The sequence below is a fragment of the Myxococcus hansupus genome (assembly GCF_000280925.3).
Taxonomy (GTDB): domain Bacteria; phylum Myxococcota; class Myxococcia; order Myxococcales; family Myxococcaceae; genus Myxococcus; species Myxococcus hansupus.
Genome location: NZ_CP012109.1, coordinates 3,798,234 through 3,815,026 on the forward strand (window position 1 = coordinate 3,798,234; position 16,793 = coordinate 3,815,026).

Genomic DNA, 16,793 nt, shown 5'->3' on the forward strand with positions numbered 1-16,793 from the left:
CTATGACTCCTCTGTGTCCGGCTCCTGCGTCGTCGCGTGCGAGACGTCGCCCAGGAAAGGGCTGTCTCGGTGGAGTCGAGGCAGGCCCGGCGGGAGCGCGGGCTGCGTGGCACCCGTCGCCGCGCGAGCACCCGTGGCCTGCCGTCCCGCGACGATGTCGCAGGTGAGGGCCTTGGACTCCTGGATGTCCACGTTGGGGTCCGCCAACAGGGCGGTGAGCTCGTTGGCGCCGTCTCCCCGGATGCGGCCCGTCACGCCCCAGTGGTAGGGGATGCCCACCTGGTGAACCCACGTCCCGTTGAGCTTCAGCGTGGGGATTCTCGGGGTGACGAGCACCCGGCACTCCAGGTCTCCGCGCGCCGTGCGGAGCGTGGCCCAGCCGCCATGCGTCAGGCCTCGCTCGTGGGCGAGTTCAGGAGAGACCTCGCAGAACTGCTCGGGTTGCAGCTCACTGAGCCACGACAGCCAACGGCTCATGCCGCCCGCCGTGTGGTGCTCGGTGAGACGGTAGGTGGTGAGCACGAACGGATAACGCGGGTCGCTCCAGGCGCGGTGGTACGGGTTGCCGCGCCGGCGCCACTCCTTCCGGGCCGGGTTGCACTGCTGCCCGTAGAGCGCGTTTTGCACCGGGGACTCCACGGGCTCGTAATGCGTGGGCAGGGGGCCATCCACCAGTCCGCTGGGTGCGAAGAGCCAGGCCCGGCCGTCCGCCAGCATCAGGAACGGGTCCGTCCCTGAATGCGCCTCCATGCCCCGGGCATCCGGCGTGGGCCGGTAGTCCGGCGGCCGGTCCACGATGAAGTCCGGCACGTCCTCGCCGGTCCACCGCGCCTTCGCCGCGTCCCACCAGACGTACTTCTTGCGCTCACTCCACGGGCGGCCCGACGGGTCAGCCGAGGCGCGGTTGTAGAGGATGCGGCGGTTGGCCGGCCACGCCCAGCCCCACTCGGGGGCAACCCAGGTCTGCTCGCGCCCCGGCTTGCGGCGCGCGGTTTGATTGACGCCGTTGGCCCGGCATCCCGCGTAGATCCAACAGCCACACGCGGTGGATCCGTCGTCCTTCAGTTCCGTGAAGGCACTCACGGGCGCGTTGTCCGCGACGCGGTAGCCGTTGATTTCGTGGAGCACGGCCTCCGCGTCGGGATCCGCGTCGCGGCCCACGGTGGGGTAGTCCCACGTGAGGTCCTGGAGGGGCCGGTCCTTGGCCTCGCGCGAAGTGGCGTAGCGGGCCTTCAGCCGCAGGCCGAGGTGGTACATGAAATGGAGCTCGCTGCGCGCGTCACCCGGCGGCTCCACCGCCTTGTGGTGCCACTGGAGCATCCGCTGGGTGTTGGTGAACGAGCCGTCCTTCTCCGTGTGCGCGGCGGCGGGGAAGAAGAAGACCTCCGTGCGGATGTCCTCCGTCTTCACGTCGCCGCGTTGGATTTCCGGGGCGGTGCGCCAGAACTCGGCGGTCTCGATGAGCGTGAGGTCGCGGACCACCAACCAGTCGAGCTGCCGCAGTCCCTGGCGTTGAAGCGCGCCGTTCATGGAGCCCACGGCGGGGTTCTCGCCCATGACGAAGTAGCCCTGGAGCCGGCCGTCCGCCATGTCCGCCACGGTCTGCATGTGCGAATGGTTTCCGGTGAGCCGGGGCAGGTGGCTGAAGAGGTAGTGGTTCTCCGCCGTGGCCGCGTCGCCGAACCACGCCTTGAGCAGGGAGACGATGTACTTCGGGAAGTGGTGCCACCAACCGGTCTTGGATTGGTGGTCCTCGATGTACTCGTCGAGCACGCTCGAGTGCTCGCAGTACGGCATGGGGATGTAGCCGGGCAGCAGGTTGTAGAGGGTGGGGATGTCCGTGGAGCCCTGGATGGAAGCATGGCCTCGCAGCGCGAGGATGCCGCCCCCGGGACGCCCGATGTTGCCCAGCAGCAGTTGGAGGATGGTCGCGGTGCGGATGTACTGCACGCCCACCGAGTGCTGCGTCCAGCCCACCGCGTAGCAGAAGGCGCTGGTGCGCTCCCGGCCCGAGTTGGCGCAGAGCGCCTCCGCCACTTTCAGGAACTGCGCCTCGGACACGCCACACACCTTGGAGACGATGGCTGGCGTGTAGCGCTGGAAGTGGCGCCGCAGCACCTGGAAGACACATCGGGGATGCTGGAGCGTGAGGTCCTTGGGGGCCTCGAAGGGGGGCAGGTGGCCGGTTTCCCCGCGCGCACCGGCGCCGGGCTCCGCGAAGACCTCTTTGTGTCCCGCCGCGGGAATCGCGCCCTCGACGCCTTCGTACTGCCAGGTGGCGGAGTCGTATTGGTTCTGCTCGCGCTCGTAGCCGCTGAAGAGGCCGTCCAGGTCCTCCGTGTCCTGGTAGTCCTCGCGCAGGATGTTCGCGGCGTTGGTGTAGTGGACGACGTACTCGCGGAAGTACCGCTCGTTCTCCAGCACGTAGCGGATGAGGCCGCCGAGGAACGCGATGTCCGAACCCACGCGCAGCGGCACGTGGAGATCCGCCATCGCGCTGGTGCGCGTGAACCGAGGGTCCACATGGATGATGGTGGCACCCCGTTCCTTCGCTTCCATGACCCACTGGAAGCCCACGGGATGGCACTCGGCCATGTTGGACCCTTGGATGACGATGCAGTCAGCGTTCGCCAGGTCCTGCTGGAAGGTCGTGGCTCCGCCACGTCCAAGCGTGATGCCCAGACCGGGCACCGTGGAGGAATGTCATATTCGGGCCTGGTTCTCGATCTGGACGATGCCCAGCGCGGTGAAGAGCTTCTTGATGAGGTAGTTCTCCTCGTTGTCCAGCGTGGCGCCGCCCAGGTGGGCGATGCCCAGCGTGCGCCGGACGTCGTGGCCGTGGGCGTCCGTGGCCTCCCACGTGGCGTCGCGGGTGCGCTTCACGCGGTCGGCCACCATGTCCATGGCCTGCTCCAACGGGATGCGTTCCCACTCCCGTCCGCCGGGCCGACGGTAGAGCACGTCCTTCACCCGGTGCGTCCCGGTGACGAGCTGGAAGGTGGCGGAGCCCTTGGGGCACAGCCGTCCCCGTGACACGGGCGAGTCCGCGTCGCCTTCGATGTCGAGGATGCGGCCGTCCTGGACATGGACGTCCTGCCCGCAGCCCACCGCGCAGTAGGGGCAGACGGACTTCACGACGCGGTCCGCGCGGGCGGTGCGGGGTTCCAGCGAGCGGCTGCGCTCCGACATCGCCGTCTCGCCCAGCGCGGTGGCGTCTCCCGTCTTCACCTGCCGCAGCAGGGGCCAGCGGGCCAGCAGATCGAAGAGTCCCATCAGCCACCTTCCGCGTGATGAACGGTCGCGGGTGATGATGGTGCCGCACGGGTTTGGATGCAGGGTGCGGGACGTGGCTCGCTGTTGCACCAGCGACGCTCGCGGAGCTGGGATGTTCGCCGGCGTGCGTGCATGTGCCTTCGAATCCACCGCGCGTGGGGCGTGCTCAGTATCCCCCCCAGGGAGTATTCAGCTCTGAGCCGCTAGCGTGTGTGCTTCCGGGCATGTCCGTCATCATCCGTGGAGCCCGTGTCCGATTCCTGCAATCGAAACCCGGAGACGGCCCGAAGCCGCCCCCTCGGCCGCCCTGTGAGTACTGCGGGAAGGCGTGGCACAAGCTCGCCGCCGCATGGGGCTGGCACGTGGGGAACTCCACGGAGTTGCGCGAAAACATCCTGGCGGGGCGCGAGTCCAAAGAACACCCCTGGTACACGGGGCACCGCTCCATCGCCGCCCATCACCTCATCTGCTCGGAAGCCATGGCAGACGACGAGGACTGGGCCCAGTTTTGTCGGGACTTCGGCTACGACATCAACCGGAGGGAGAACGGGGTCATGCTGCCCATGGTGCTGGCCGTGGCGTGCGAGCTTCACGTCCCAGTCCATGTCGGGCCTCACTCGGGTGGCTGGGCCTTCGACATGGACCTGGCGTACCCCGGCGCCGTGGCACGTCTCCTGGAGGGCATTGCGCAAGCCGTCGCTGACGGGTTGTTTTGTGCAGACGTTTCGAAGCTGACGGGTGAGTTGGACCAGTTGAGCCGCACGATCCTCGAACGGCTTGCGAAAGGTCGTTGGACGCTCACCTCGGATGGGCAGGACTACCTGCCTGGCGGAAGGGGCTGCTCCGGCGTCTCCAGCATCGAGGGGAAGCCCCGCGTCCCATGTCCCCGCTCTCGGCGCCACGGTGTCCGCCACCCGAGCACCCACCAGCCGCTGGCACGGCGAGCGCTCCAGGTGGGGGAGTAGGGCATGCAGACCGAGTACTTCGTTCTCACGCGCACCCATTCGCAGGAGCACCCGCTTCTCGCATGGGACCAGTCCGGTATGGCCTTCCGCAAAAGGAAGCCGGTGGACGTACACGCGCCCGTGAAGTTGAAGCTGGCTGAACCGGTGCCACCCCATCCCGTGATGGCGGACCACCACGCTTTGCCGGCGCCCGTGGTGTCCACCCGCCTCATGGAGGTGTTCGCCAACGCCAACCTGCATGGGGTCCAACTCGTTCCAGCGGACGTCCACGCGGGCAACTACGTCCTGCGGTACTGGCTGCTCCACGTCTGGCGGGCGATTGACTGCCTCGACAGGGAGCGCTCGGTGTTTCAGGAGACAGCGACCGGACGGGTACTGATCGCGGTGGACCGCCTCGAGCTGGATACGGGGGTACTCGACGCCGTTCCGCTCGAGGAGCGTTTGGCGTTTCGCCTGGAGGGGGCCGCCATTTTCCTCTTCCACCTCAGCGTGGTGAACCGAGCCCTTTCGCTGACGCCGCCTCCCGTAGGCCTGCGCTTCATCCCCGTGGCGGAGTGGGGCGACGCGTCGGCGTTCCGCTGACGAACGCAGCCGTTTGGACCGCAGTGCCTTGGAGATGGCTGCCCTGAAGCGAGCCCGATGCCGGACGGCGCTCGCGGATGTTCGCCAGCATGTGCGCTCGTGCCTTCGAGGAGGACCCGGAGGGCCCGGCGCCTCGGCATACCGATGGCCAGGGGAGGGGACGGTCCGTTAGGGTCTCGACATGGTGGTGAGGATCGCCTCGTGGGCGGAACCGGTGCGGCATCCCGAGTTGGGACGGCTCAGGGCGTGGCACCTCGTATGTCCCTCGCAAGCGCTTCGTCCCGGGCAGGTGATGCGCTGGAGCCTGGGGGCACGCGAGTTGGTGCTCTTCCGGGGACAGAGCGGCGCGGTGCATGCGTTGTCAGCGCATTGCGCGCACATGGGAGCGCATCTGGGGGGCGGCACCGTCGTGGGCGACCAACTGCGCTGCCCCCTGCATCATTGGCGCTTCGAAGGGAGCGGCGCCTGCGCGCGCAGCGGGCGTCCCGGGCAGCGGGCGTTTCCGGTGGTGGAGCGGCACGGCGCCATCCTCGTCTTCAACGGGCCGGTGGTCCTCTTCCCGCCGCCACGCGTGGGCGGAGATGACTGGCGATGGGGGCTCGCGCCCGCGTTCCGTGTGCGCTGCGACTGGCTCCCGGTGGTGGCGAACGCATTCGACCTCGAGCACCTGCGCACAGTGCATCACCGCGCGTTGCGAGACGAGCCCATCGTTGAGCGCGAGGACCCCTTCACGCTGCGCGTCCGCTACACGTCCCGCGTCACGGGGACGGGGATGAGCGACCGGGTGATGAAGTTCCTGTCGGGCGACCACATCCGCGTCACCTTGACGCTGCATGGCGGCACGCTCCTGTCCGTGGAGAGCGACCTGGGCCGCACGCGCAGCGCGTTGATGGCGGGACTCCAGCAGACCCCCGAGGGCCTCTTCGTCCGGCTCGCCTTCGCCACGCGGCGCTGCCGTATTCCCGGCGTGGAGGTGTTGAAGCTCGCGGTGGCGCGGTGGCTCTTCACGTCGTTCCTTCGGAGGGACCTCTCCGTGCTGGACGGCATGCGCTTCAACCGGGCGGGGGCGGCGGAGGACCCGTTGTTGTTGCATGTGCTCGACTTCACCTCCAACCTTCCGGAGGCCGTTGATGACGAGCGCGCGTGAGGGCGCGGAGACGCCCATCCCCGCCACGCTCAATGTCGCGCTCCTCGCCTGCGCGATGTCCGCCGGTGCCGGCGCCCTGTGGCTGGCGTCGCGCGCGGAGACGTGGCCGGTCCGGCTGCTCGCGGCCGGAGTGTTCTCGTTCGTCAACAACACCGTCTTCTCCCTGCTGCACGAGGCGACGCACGGGGTGCTGCATCCCCAGCGAAAGGTGAACGACTGGCTCGGGCGCGTGGCAGCGACGTTCTTTCCCACGTCCTTCACCATGCAGCGGGCCTTCCACCTCAATCACCACCGCAACAACCGGACGGCGCTGGAGCAGTTCGATTACTTCCGTCCCGGAGACAACCGCTTCCTCAAGCGCGCGCAGTGGTACTCCATCCTCACGGGGATCTATTGGTTCTTCGTGCCCGTGGGCGCGGTGCTGTTCGCGCTGTTCCCCGGCTTGCTGCACCGGCTGCGCGGGACGGGCACGCGCTACGGCGAGCAGACGGGCGCGGACGCCTATCTGGGACGGCTGGAAGCGGCTCCGGGGGGCGCCATTCGCGGAGAGGTGCTGCTCGCCGCGCTGGTGCAGGCCGGGCTCGTGGTGGGGCTGGACCTGTCCGTGACGGGGTGGGGCGTGTGCTACGCGGCCTTCGCGGTCAACTGGAGCGCGCTCCAGTACGCGGACCATGCGTGGTCCCCGCTGCACGTACGGGATGGCGCGTGGGATTTGCGCGTGGCCGCGCCGGTCCGCTGGCTGTTCCTCAACTACCACTACCACCGCGCCCACCACCGGCATCCGCACGTGCCCTGGCTCTACCTGGGCCGGTACGTACAGCCGGACGTCGAGCGGCCATCCTTCCTGCGCGTCTGGTTGTCCATGTGGCGCGGACCTCGGCCGCTGCCGGTCTCCGTGGAGGAACGATGAACCCGCGCCCCGCGCTCTTCGGCTGGCCGCGTCGGGAGGAGCTGGCGCGCACCAGCGCCATGGCGGTCGGCTTCGCGTGTCTCTTCGTCGGAGTCTACGGCGGCGCGAGCTGGGTGACGGGCTTCTATCCGGGAGGCATCCGGGTGGACCTTCCGTACGAGCTTCACATCCCGTTCATCCCGGCCTGGGCACTCGTGTACGTCAGCATGGACGTGCTGCTCTTGCTCTCGCTGCTCGTCTTCCGGACGTGGCGGGACATGGTGCCGTTCGCGCTGGCGCTCAGCGTGGAGACGGTGGTGGGCGCGCTGTGCTTCCTCGTGCTGCCCGTCGAGGTGTCTTGGCCGCCTCGCTTCGTCGAGGGCCCCTGGGCGGGGGTGTTCCAACTGGCCGACACGATGAACCTGGAGCGAAACTACCTGCCATCCCTCCACGTGGCCTTCGCCTGCACGGCGGCGCTGGCGTACGCGGAGCGAGCGGGGTGGCTCGCGCGGACCTTCTTCGCACTCTGGGCCGCAGCCATCGCGGCGTCGACCCTGCTCATCCATGAGCACCATGTGGTGGACGTCGTGGCGGGAGCCGCGCTGGCGTGGGGCACCTGGCGGCTCGTGGCGCCGTGGGCGCGCCGTGAGTCCGTGTTGCACACCCTGCAGGTCGAAGCCCTGTGTGCACGGGAGCTGGTCCGCTTCACCCGCCGCCACATCCGCTACGGGCTGATTGCCTCGGGGCTCTATGTGTATTCGGTGAGCCGGTGGTGGCGTCAGGCCCATACGGCGCGGGTGGGCTTCTGCTTCCTCCAACTCGTCGATGACGTCCTGGATGGAGACCGCACGGTGGAAGGCGAGCCGCTCGATTGGGTGGACCGGCTCCTCGTCGAATTGGAGTCCGGGAGCAATCAGGACACCGGGACGGCGGCCACGCTGGGGCTCACGCTGCTGTCGCGCCTGGAGGGCGACGCGGCGCGGGCCGAGGTGTTCACGCTCATGCGGACGATGCGCAAGGACCGCGAGCGGGTAAAGGACGGACAGTGGTGGAGCGAGGACGCGCTGCGTGCCCAGCAGCGAGAAACCTTCCGCCTGTCCGTGAACCTGATGCTGAGCGTCGCCGGTGCGGAGCTGCGCGCGCACGACGCCCCCGCGTTGCTGGATGCGTTTGGCTGGTGTTCGGCGATGCGAGATCTCCGGGAAGACCTCGCACAGGGGCTCTACAACGTGCCAGAGGAGGTGGCTGCTGCTGTCCGCACGGAGGGCGGGGAACCGGCGACGCTGGAGGGGCTCGTGGGCACGGCCACGGGCCGAGCGTGGATGACCGCGGAACACGCGCGGGCCCGAGTCCTGCTGGAGGCTTCAGGAAGGCAATTGGCCGCGCTCGAGGGACGCTCGGGGTTGCCGCTGCTCCGGCTGTTCCACCGGTCCATCGAGTCGTTCTGGGCCCGGCGTCTGCCCCGGCGGCATCCCTTCCTTCGCGAGGCCGCCGCGGTCCGGCTTCAAGACGCCTGAGCGCCTGACGCGGCCTGCCTTCGCCGTGACCTGCGTCCCAGGACGGCGCCCACCACCAGCGCGCCCAGCCCCGTGACGGTCACCGCCGCCAGGGCCAGGTGCTTCAGGCGCGTGAGCAGCGGGTTGTCGAAGACGTTGGTGGAGTAGTGGAACGCGGCGATCATCCATCGGTCTCCCTCCCGCACCAGCGTGCAGGTCCACCGGCCATGGATGACGACGTCCGTGCCGTCGGTCAGCACGTAATGGTCCCGGGAGGAGCCCCGCGCGATGCCGGTGTCGCCGTAGAGCCGCGTCAGGTCATCCACCTCGAACTTCGCCTGGATGCGGTCCACGACCTTGTTGGGACCGTTCATCATCTCGTCGTAGTACGCGCGGATGGCGTCCTTCCCCACGCGCACGTCATTGTTCATGGTGGTGAAGGACACGTCCGGGTGCAGGTGCTGAAGCAGCCCGTCCAGGTCCTGGGCGTTGAGAGCGTCCTCCATCTGCTGCTTGAGGACGCGCAAGGCGTCATGGGTGGCGTCGTCGCCGGAGGCGGGCTGGGCCAGGGCCGCGGTCGGGAGGAGGGCGATCAGCAGCGCCACCAGACAGCCAGACTTGCGAGTCATCGAGGCTCCACAGGGGTGAAGGCGCCCATCCTAGGCCATCCGGGGGCAACGGTACGTCGCGAGGCGCCCCCCATTCAGCCTCCCTGGCCGTGTTTGCCGAAGGTCTCCGCGGTGACCGTCTTGAGCGAGGCGCGGAGGATGCCGGTGAGCACCGCGAGGTCGACCTTCGAGAGGTCCTTGATGTACAGGCACCCGGTGCCGCCCGAGTGCGGACCGAGCCTCGCGAGCGCAGCGGCGTGAGCTTCAAGGCCGTCCGCGAGGTAGACGACGGTCGCCGCTTTGCGCGGGGAGAAGCTCGCGGCGGGGGCGATGCCGCTGTGGCCACTCGCGTACTGGTACGCGTACTCCCCGAACCCGAGGATGGAGGGACCGAACATCCTCGGCTCGAGCCCGGTCACCTCGCGCATCAAGTCAAGAAGCGTCTGGGCGTCGCGACGGCGCCCTGCGGGCGTCACCTTGGCGAGGAACGTCAACGGATCGGCATCGGTCCACGTGGTTGGCATCGCGGCCATTGTGTTCACCGGTGGAAGGAAACGTCCACGGCCGCCATCACGTCCTTCGACGCGCGCGTCGTGGCGCCCGCGGTGGGCAGCGCATGGAAGTCACCATTCGAGGTGTCCCCGGGGTGATACCTGCGCCCTTGGCACGCCCCTATCCATCTGCGCCAGGTTCGTTTCCCAGGAGGGGTGCCATGATGGATCGTCCCGCAACGCTCGTGCTCTCCGGCGGAGGGGCCAAGGGTGCCTTCCAGGTGGGTGCCGAGCGCGTCCTCCGGGAGGTGCATGGCTTCCAGTGGGAGCGCGTCTTCGGCGTGTCCGTGGGCGCCCTCAACGCGGCGCTCGTGGCGCAGCAGGCCTACCGGGAGATGAATGACATCTGGTTGAACATCCGCGAGGCGGACCTGTACCGGAAGCTGCCCTGGCCGCTGGTCGCGCTCCGCGTGGGGCTGTTCCGCAAGCTGGGCCTCTACGACAACACGCCCATGCGGGAGCTCATCCAGCGGCACCTCGCGGGCCGCGCCTTCCGGGTCCCCGCGCACGTGGGGCGCGTGTCCCTGGTGACCGGCAACTACGAGCTGGTGCCCAGCGACGACAAGGGCTTCCTGGACGCCGTCTGGCAGAGCGCGACGTTGCCCATCCTCTGGGAGCCCGTGGGGGCGACGGCCCTGGTGGATGGCGGCCTGCGCAACGCCACGCCCCTGGGGGACGCGCTGGAGTTCGGCCCCACGGAGATTGTCGTGATCGCCTGCTCACCGTCGAAAATCGAGCGGGCGCGCCCGCCGGCCAACCTGCTGGAGGTGGCCACGCGGAGCCTCACGGACATCACCCTCAACGAAATCCTGCTCAACGACGTGGATGCCTTCGTGCGCATCAACGACATCGTTCGTCAGGCCTATGACGCGGGGCTCACGGTCCGGCGCCCAGACGGCATTCCCTACCGGTATTGCCGCATCACCGTCATCGAGCCCGGGCGGCCCATGGGCGACATGCTCGACTTCTCGCCGGAGGTCATCCGCATGCGCTTGCGGCATGGGGAAGAGGTGGCCCGCGCCGTCTCGCTGCCCACGGGCGTGGGCCCTGGCGAGCGGGTGCAGCGCCGGGTGGAGCTCTTCCCGGAACCGCCCATGCACGCCTAGCGCTAGAGCGCCGCGGGCTTGGCCGTTTCATGCGTGCCCAGCCCGTGCGGCGGCGGAGAGGTCGGCGTTGGCGCGGGAGCCGCGGGCGGCGTCACGTGATCCGGAGGCGCTGGCGGCGTGTCGTTGATCTCCTTGTAGAAGCGCCGCCCGACGAACACGCCCAGCACCAGTGACAGCACCAGTCCCACGGCGGACACGCCCGTCATCACCGTGCGCCCCTGCGCCAGGCCGCTGCCGAGCTGCGCGGTGAGGAAGGTGCCCGGGATGGTGCCCAACATCACGCCGGCCACCGTGGGCCCCAGCCTCGCGCCGCTGGCCGCCGCCGCGGCGATCATCACATCCGTGGGGCAGAGCGGATTGATGCAGGCTGAAAACGCGAAGAGGAAATCGTTGCGCCGAGCCGCCCGCACGAGTGCGGGGTACTTGCTGCCAGCCAGGCGCTTCATCAGTCCCGTGCCCAGCTTGCGCGCCCCCGCGAAAAGCAGGAGGCCCGACAGCAAGCTGCCCGTTAGTGAATAGAGGGTCGCTGCGAGCGTACCGAACATCATGCCGCCCACGGCGGTCAGCAGTTGACCCGGAAGCAACGTCAGGGGGCGGATGGCGAGGAAGCCGATGTATGCAATGGGCGCCCAGTTCCCCAGGGGCTCCAGCCAGCCCGCGAGCCGCTGCTGGTCCACGACGTCCGGCCCCAGGAGCCGGAGCGCGACGAGACCTCCTACGGACGCGAGCATCGGGGCCAATACCCGAAGCCAGGTCTTCACCGACTGCGCCACGCCATGCCTCCCCGCGGCCCCACTTCCGCCGCGCCGTGGGCCTGAAAGTGAAGGTGGTTTCGGGAATCCGCAATGTGCAGTGGGGTGTTTCCAACATGAAAGCGTCCGACCGGGCAGCCCGCCGCCCGGTCCGAATGCTCGGCAGGCGTTGCCAAATGCACGGAATTACAGGTGTTTTCGTGCGACGTAGCAGGCGTGAACGGCTGGCGGTGTACGGAGCTTGCTTGCATCGGGGCGCTTCCGTCCCAAGGTTTCAGGCAAGGGGCACTGAGGCGAGGGCTGGGGAAGTCACGAGAGGAGATGGCGAAATGTCGGACAAGGACAACAAGGGCAGCATGACGGTGGCCGAAGCGGGTCGGAAGGGTGGCGAAACGGTCCGGAACGAGCGCGGCCGCGAGTTCTACGAGACGATCGGCCGCAAGGGCGGCGCGACGGTCAAGGCCGAGCGCGGTCGTTCCTTCTACGAGGAGATCGGACGAAAAGGCGGCGAGACGGTGAAGGCCGAGCGCGGCGCCAAGTTCTACGAGGAGATCGGCAAGAAGGGTGGCGATCGCGTCAAGGCCACCCGCGGACCGAACTTCTACGAGGAGATTGGCCGCAAGGGTGGGCAGAAGGTGAAGAAGCTCATCGAAGAGGGCAAGCGCGCCGCGCGTGCCGCGATGGCGGCCCAGGAAGGGGCGGCGGGTGGAGCCCAGCCGCAAGAGGGGGCTTCTCAGGCTCCCGCGCCTTCTGGGGAGCCGGCGGGTCCGAACCAGAATGAGTAGGCTCTCGCGGAGCGTGGCACCAGGAGCGCGGACCGGCTAAGAGGGCCGCGTGTACCTGGTCATCACGTTCCTCGAACAGATGGAAGCAACTGAGCGGGCCATCCGCCGGCTCCGGGAGTTCGGCATCCCGGAGCCGTGGGTGATCCGGGCACGAAGCGCGGCGGCGGCGTTGTCCGCCGAGGTGCCCGTGTTCGCGGGCCTTCGCAGCCTGGCGCTGGGCGCGGACGATGATCGCGTCCTCCTGGTGAGCCTGTTACCGGGGCTTCCCGCGGAGGAGATGGAGCGGCTGGTCCAGCGCGTCCAACTGGAAATGGACGCGGACGATCCACCCATGGGCCGTTTGGTTGCCATGCCAGTGATTTCAGCGCCCACGCAGCGCCGTTCGTGACGGGGAGCCTCCCGTCGGTATAAGCACGGCCTGTGCAAGCGCTGCTCGTCTTTCTTTCCATTGCGGCGCTGTCGCTGCTCGCCTCCAGCCGCGCGCTGGACCCGGGGCGCTTCCCAGCGCTGGCGAGACTGGCGGCCAGCGGCTTTCTCTTCGTCCTGCTCGGGATTCTCCTGGGGCCCTCGGTCTCCGGGCTGCTCTCCGAACGGAACCTGGAGGCGTTGCGGCCGGTGATGGCGCTGGGCCTGGGCACCGCGGGCGTGCTGCTGGGCCTCAACCTGGAGCCTCGGCTGCTGCGGTCGCTGCCGCGGCCCGTCTACCTGTCCGCCATGGCCCATTCGGGCACGGCCTTCTTCTTCGTGGCCCTGCCGCTGTGGGTGCCGCTCATCTTCACGTCCGTGCGGGGCTGGGTGGGCGCGCTCGGCGCGGCGGCGATGTTGGGCGCGGCGGCCAGCCTGTCGTCGGGCCACTCGGCCGTGCTCGCGTACCGGGCGGGGCGCTTGGATCGCGCGCGCGGCCTGGGCGTGGCGGTGCTGACGATGTTGGACGACGCGGTGGGGTTGGGCGTGCTGGCGCTGGCCTTGATGATCGGCTCCGCCGACAACGTGGGCGAAGGCCTGGGCCTCGTCTGTCTGGCCCTGCTGCTGGGCGTGATGTGCGGCGCGCTGCTGGCCTTCCTCACGCACTCCCTGAAGGACCTGGCGGAGCTGACCACGGTGACGCTGGGCGGCGTGGCGCTCGTCGGTGGCGCCGCGGCGTACCTGCGCGTATCGCCGCTGCTGGCCGGCGTGGCCTGTGGAGCGACGCTGGCGGTGGTGGGCGGCCGGGTCGCGGAGCGGGTGTCGCGCGCGCTGGGGCGGGTGGAGCGGCCCGTGTTCCTGGTGCTGGTGTTCCTGGTCGGGTGCTCGGTGCACGCGCGGGAGTACTGGGCGTGGGTGCTGATGCCCGCGTTCGTGGGCCTGCGCTTCCTGGGGAAGATGGTGGGCGGTCGGCTCGCGGGGCGGCTGGCGCAGTCCGCGCTCGTGCTGCCGCCCCGGCTCGGGTACGCGCTGATCGCCCAGGGTGGCCTGGCGCTGTGCCTGGTGGCGGAGTACGGCATGCTCGTTCCGGGCGTGCTGGCCCGGCGCGTCCTGGATGTGGTGGTGATGGGCGCGGTGGTGAACGAGCTGCTGGCCGGACAGGCCTTCCAGTACGTCGTGGACCCCTCCAAGGGTGTCATGCCGTCCACGGCCCCTGACACGAAGGTGGCCGCATGAGGGGGGCCGTCGTCCGCCTGCTGTTGCTGATGGTGCTGCTGGCCATCATCAGCCGGGCGCAGGTGCTGCGCGCGGACTCGGGGACGCCGGTGATGCTGGCTGCGGGCGCGCTGCTGCTGTGCGGCCTGTTCGCGGGAAAGGTGGCCAAGGGCCTGGGGCTGCCCCGCCTCACCGGCTACCTGCTGGTGGGCGTGGCGGTGGGGCCTTACGCGCTGGGCTTCATCCCCAACGCGGGGGTGAAGGGGCTGGAGCTGGTGAAGGGGCTGGCGGTGAGCCTCATCGCCCTGGTGGCCGGCACGGAGCTGCGGCTGGGGCTCATCCGGCGCGTGGGCGCGCGGGTGGCGCTGCTGTGCGCGGGCGTGTGCGGCGCCACGTTCCTGGTGTGCTTCGCGGCCACCTTCGCGCTCAAGCCGTTGCTGCCGTTCCTCGCGGACCTGACGATGCCGCAGGCCCTGGCGGTCAGCGCGCTGCTCTCCACCGTGGTGGTGTCGTTCTCGCCCACCGTCACCATCGCCATCGTCCAGGAGACGAGCGCCCGGGGCACCTTCACCGAGTTCTTAATGGCCCTGGTCATCATCGGCGACCTGCTGGTGATGGTGGCCTTCGCGTTGGCCGCGGGGTTGACGAAGGCGAGCTTCGGCGGCGGCCTGGACGTGACGGAGCTGCTCGGCGGGGTGGGGTGGGAGCTGTTCGGTTCGGTGGTGGTGGGGTTGGTGTTGGCGGTGGGAATGCTCGTCTACATGCGTGGGGTGAACCGCGAGCTGCCGCTGTTCCTGGTGGGCCTGTGCTTCGCGGCGGCGGAAGGGGGCACGCGCCTGCACCTGTCCCCGCTGCTGGTGTCGCTGGCGGCCGGGGCGCTGATCGCCAACCTGGACGAGCACGCCGGTGAGCGCATCCACCACGCCATCCAGCAAGCGGGCCTGCCGGTGTTCGCGCTCTTCTTCGCCGCGGCGGGCGCCGGGTTGAAGCTGGACACCCTGATGACGGTGGGGCCCGCGGCGCTGCTGCTGGTGGCCTTGCGAGGCGCCGCCATCTGGTTCTCCTGCCGCCGCTTCGCCCCCGTCGAGGATCCCCGGATGCGGCGCTACCTCTGGATGGGGCTCATCTCCCAGGCGGGCGTCACCTTCGGCCTGGCGGCGCTGGTGTCCAGGACGTTTCCGACCTTTGGTCCCCAGGTGGAAGTGCTCATCGTGGCCATGATCACCGCCCACGAACTGGTGGGGCCGGTGCTCACGCGGCGGGCCCTGGCCGCCTCCGGAGAGATCCGCGCGGACGACGCCCAGGGAACGGCATAGGCTGTCAGGCATCCAACCTGGCAGTACCGTTACTCAGGAGGCACGGAGGACATCATGGCCGCACCCATCCTCGAGGTGGACATGGAGCACCCGTCACCCCGCCATCTCCAGCGCGCGGTGGAGGTGCTGGAGCGCGGCGGCTTGCTGGCCTACCCGACGGACACGTACTTCGGGCTCGGCTGTGATTTGAGTTCCAAGAAGGGCATCGAGCGCCTCTATCAACTCAAGGGCCGCGACAAGAAGAAGCCGCTGTCCTTCCTGTGCCCGGACCTGTCGGATGTGGCCCGTTACGCCCACGTGAGCAATTTCGCGTACCGGACGATGAAGGGGCTCACTCCGGGTGCGTTCACCTTCATCCTGGAAGCCACGCGCCTGGTGCCCGATTTGATGATGTCGAAGCAGAAGCAGGTAGGCATCCGGGTGCCTGACTCACCGCTCGTCCGCGAACTGGCCCGCGCACTCGGCCGCCCTCTGGTGACCACCTCCGCCACCAACACGGAGGGTGAGCCCCTCACGGACGCAAAGGATATCAAGGCCGAGCTGGGACACGGCCTGGACCTCATCCTTGACGGGGGTGTCACGCTCAACGAGCCGTCGACGGTGATTTCACTCATCGGCGATTCACTTGAAATCCTACGGCAAGGCAAGGGTAGGCTGGAGGACTAGAACCCGAGAATAGGGGGATTTCTTGGCACAGGGGGGAACACGGCCGAGCTCCGTGGATGTACCGGAGCAGGTCCCAGGGCTGCTCAAGTTGTTACTGTTGCTACTCTTTCGGCCGGTGGATCTGCATTACCGGCTCCGGGCCGCGGGCATTGCCTTGCCGGGCGCCCGGCACGCGACGCTGAATCACGCCGCTTCGGAGGGCCATCGGGCCACGGCCCTTTATGTCCGGCGAATGCTGCTGCTCCTGCTCGTCGCGTCTCCGGTGGTCACGGAGCTGTTGGGGATGGCGCTGATGAGCGCGGGGCTTCCGCTGGAGCGGGGCTGGGTGCTGTCGGCGTTGTTCTGCTCTGTCGCGGGCCTGGTGGTCGCGCAGGTGCTGGGGTTGTCCGCGGGGGTGCTGCTCGGCTCGTTGTCCGGCCTGTCCACGCTGTTGGGCTTGCACGCCACGAAGGCGGACGCATTCGGGCCCAGCCTGAGCGGAGCGGCCGGCATGGTGGTGGGCCTGTGCCTGGGCGCGGTGGCGGGCCTGGCGTGTGGCAGCATCAGCGGCATCTCCATTGGCCGGGGCCCCACGGTGGTCCGGGTCCAGATGGCGGCCATCGTCACCGGCCTGATGCCCATGGTGGTGTGGAGCGGAACGACGAACACGTCCTATGCGGGCGCGGTGGCGGCCAGCGCGTTGGTGGCCTTCATCATCAGCGCGTTCCGCCTGCCGCTGTACGCGGTGGAGGTCCTGGCCTCCGCGCTGGCGTACGCGGTGGAGCGCTGGACGGGGCGGCCCACGCTGGGCTGGGTGCCGGTGCGCCACCACAACCTGAGCTATCTGCCGCACCCCTTCCTGGGGCGGCACCTGGCGCTGGCGGTGCGCTCGCGGCCCGCGGAGGTGCTGGCCGTCGCGGATGCCTGCCTGCGCTCTCCGGGGAACATCGTGGTGGGCTGGCCCTGGGTGGTCCAGGCGCTGGAGTCGGCGCCGTCCGAGGGAGCAGGGGAGCCGCGCGCGTGAGCCACTGAATTGCCTCGCCGCGCGCCTCCGGTAG

At 69.1% G+C, this 16,793-nt stretch carries 16 protein-coding genes; 12 read left to right on the forward strand and 4 right to left on the reverse strand.

Annotated elements, in window-relative coordinates; translation table 11 throughout:
* Complete coding sequence (gene fdh, locus A176_RS14730) at positions 1–3,273, reverse strand: formate dehydrogenase (RefSeq protein ID WP_082282744.1); 3,273 nt, start codon at positions 3,271–3,273, stop codon at positions 1–3.
* A gap of 362 nt (positions 3,274–3,635) precedes the next feature.
* On the opposite strand from fdh, the gene A176_RS14740 reads away from it, so the two are divergent.
* The 5 genes from A176_RS14740 to A176_RS14760 all read left to right on the forward strand — a co-directional run bounded on the left by A176_RS14740 (position 3,636) and on the right by A176_RS14760 (position 8,373).
* Positions 3,636–4,238, forward strand: a complete 603-nt coding sequence (locus tag A176_RS14740) for an AHH domain-containing protein (protein ID WP_226994319.1) — start codon at positions 3,636–3,638, stop codon at positions 4,236–4,238.
* Between the two features lie 3 nt (positions 4,239–4,241).
* Positions 4,242–4,820, forward strand: coding sequence for an imm11 family protein (locus A176_RS14745; protein ID WP_002639541.1), 579 nt, complete (start codon positions 4,242–4,244; stop codon positions 4,818–4,820).
* A gap of 181 nt (positions 4,821–5,001) precedes the next feature.
* Positions 5,002–5,967, forward strand: a complete 966-nt coding sequence (locus A176_RS14750) for a Rieske 2Fe-2S domain-containing protein (protein ID WP_044889184.1) — start codon at positions 5,002–5,004, stop codon at positions 5,965–5,967.
* On the forward strand, positions 5,951–6,877 hold the full coding sequence (locus A176_RS14755; protein WP_002639543.1) for a fatty acid desaturase: 927 nt from the start codon (positions 5,951–5,953) through the stop codon (positions 6,875–6,877). The genes A176_RS14750 and A176_RS14755 overlap by 17 nt, the downstream gene beginning before the upstream one ends.
* Entirely contained in the window at positions 6,874–8,373 is a 1,500-nt protein-coding gene (locus A176_RS14760) for a phosphatase PAP2 family protein (RefSeq protein ID WP_002639544.1), read from the forward strand. The genes A176_RS14755 and A176_RS14760 overlap by 4 nt, the downstream gene beginning before the upstream one ends.
* Here A176_RS14760 and A176_RS14765 read toward each other — a convergent pair.
* On the reverse strand, positions 8,361–8,981 hold the full coding sequence (locus A176_RS14765; protein ID WP_002639545.1) for an SgcJ/EcaC family oxidoreductase: 621 nt from the start codon (positions 8,979–8,981) through the stop codon (positions 8,361–8,363). The genes A176_RS14760 and A176_RS14765 overlap by 13 nt on opposite strands.
* Before the next feature lie 74 nt (positions 8,982–9,055).
* Positions 9,056–9,484: a DUF1801 domain-containing protein gene (locus A176_RS14770; protein ID WP_226994320.1), complete on the reverse strand. Its 429-nt coding sequence runs from the start codon at positions 9,482–9,484 to the stop codon at positions 9,056–9,058.
* A 188-nt stretch (positions 9,485–9,672) separates the two neighbouring features.
* On the opposite strand from A176_RS14770, the gene A176_RS14775 reads away from it, so the two are divergent.
* Positions 9,673–10,617, forward strand: coding sequence for a patatin-like phospholipase family protein (locus A176_RS14775; protein ID WP_002639547.1), 945 nt, complete (start codon positions 9,673–9,675; stop codon positions 10,615–10,617).
* A 2-nt stretch (positions 10,618–10,619) separates the two neighbouring features.
* Here A176_RS14775 and A176_RS14780 read toward each other — a convergent pair whose 3' ends face one another.
* The gene (locus A176_RS14780; protein ID WP_002639548.1) at positions 10,620–11,390 is read right to left on the reverse strand and encodes a TVP38/TMEM64 family protein; all 771 of its coding nucleotides are present in this window, start codon (positions 11,388–11,390) and stop codon (positions 10,620–10,622) included.
* Positions 11,391–11,698: 308 nt separating this feature from the next.
* Here A176_RS14780 and A176_RS14785 point away from each other — a divergent pair, with 308 nt between their 5' ends.
* The 6 genes from A176_RS14785 (at position 11,699) to A176_RS14810 (ending at position 16,759) form a co-directional block, all read left to right on the forward strand.
* Positions 11,699–12,154: a general stress protein gene (locus tag A176_RS14785; RefSeq protein ID WP_002639549.1), complete on the forward strand. Its 456-nt coding sequence runs from the start codon at positions 11,699–11,701 to the stop codon at positions 12,152–12,154.
* Between the two features lie 49 nt (positions 12,155–12,203).
* Positions 12,204–12,542, forward strand: a complete 339-nt coding sequence (locus A176_RS14790) for a hypothetical protein (RefSeq protein WP_002639550.1) — start codon at positions 12,204–12,206, stop codon at positions 12,540–12,542.
* A gap of 32 nt (positions 12,543–12,574) precedes the next feature.
* Entirely contained in the window at positions 12,575–13,795 is a 1,221-nt protein-coding gene (locus A176_RS14795; protein WP_002639551.1) for a cation:proton antiporter, read from the forward strand.
* Complete coding sequence (locus A176_RS14800) at positions 13,792–15,090, forward strand: cation:proton antiporter (protein ID WP_002639552.1); 1,299 nt, start codon at positions 13,792–13,794, stop codon at positions 15,088–15,090. The genes A176_RS14795 and A176_RS14800 overlap by 4 nt, the downstream gene beginning before the upstream one ends.
* 54 nt (positions 15,091–15,144) lie before the next feature.
* Entirely contained in the window at positions 15,145–15,756 is a 612-nt protein-coding gene (locus tag A176_RS14805) for an L-threonylcarbamoyladenylate synthase (RefSeq protein ID WP_002639553.1), read from the forward strand.
* 232 nt (positions 15,757–15,988) lie between these two features.
* The gene (locus A176_RS14810; RefSeq protein WP_226994321.1) at positions 15,989–16,759 is read left to right on the forward strand and encodes a hypothetical protein; all 771 of its coding nucleotides are present in this window, start codon (positions 15,989–15,991) and stop codon (positions 16,757–16,759) included.
* The last annotated feature ends 34 nt before the right edge of the window (positions 16,760–16,793 follow it).

Bases quoted from the DNA above. Each gene is read 5' to 3' on its own strand.
- A176_RS14765 (WP_002639545.1), bottom strand. From the start codon at position 8,981: ATGACTCGCAAGTCTGGCTGTCTGGTGGCGCTGCTGATCGCCCTCCTC.
- A176_RS14810 (WP_226994321.1), top strand. From the start codon at position 15,989: ATGCTGCTGCTCCTGCTCGTCGCGTCTCCGGTGGTCACGGAGCTGTTG.
- A176_RS14770 (WP_226994320.1), bottom strand. From the start codon at position 9,484: ATGCCAACCACGTGGACCGATGCCGATCCGTTGACGTTCCTCGCCAAG.
- A176_RS14775 (WP_002639547.1), top strand. From the start codon at position 9,673: ATGATGGATCGTCCCGCAACGCTCGTGCTCTCCGGCGGAGGGGCCAAG.
- A176_RS14800 (WP_002639552.1), top strand. From the start codon at position 13,792: ATGAGGGGGGCCGTCGTCCGCCTGCTGTTGCTGATGGTGCTGCTGGCC.
- A176_RS14745 (WP_002639541.1), top strand. From the start codon at position 4,242: ATGCAGACCGAGTACTTCGTTCTCACGCGCACCCATTCGCAGGAGCAC.
- A176_RS14760 (WP_002639544.1), top strand. From the start codon at position 6,874: ATGAACCCGCGCCCCGCGCTCTTCGGCTGGCCGCGTCGGGAGGAGCTG.
- A176_RS14755 (WP_002639543.1), top strand. From the start codon at position 5,951: ATGACGAGCGCGCGTGAGGGCGCGGAGACGCCCATCCCCGCCACGCTC.
- A176_RS14785 (WP_002639549.1), top strand. From the start codon at position 11,699: ATGTCGGACAAGGACAACAAGGGCAGCATGACGGTGGCCGAAGCGGGT.
- A176_RS14750 (WP_044889184.1), top strand. From the start codon at position 5,002: ATGGTGGTGAGGATCGCCTCGTGGGCGGAACCGGTGCGGCATCCCGAG.
- A176_RS14805 (WP_002639553.1), top strand. From the start codon at position 15,145: ATGGCCGCACCCATCCTCGAGGTGGACATGGAGCACCCGTCACCCCGC.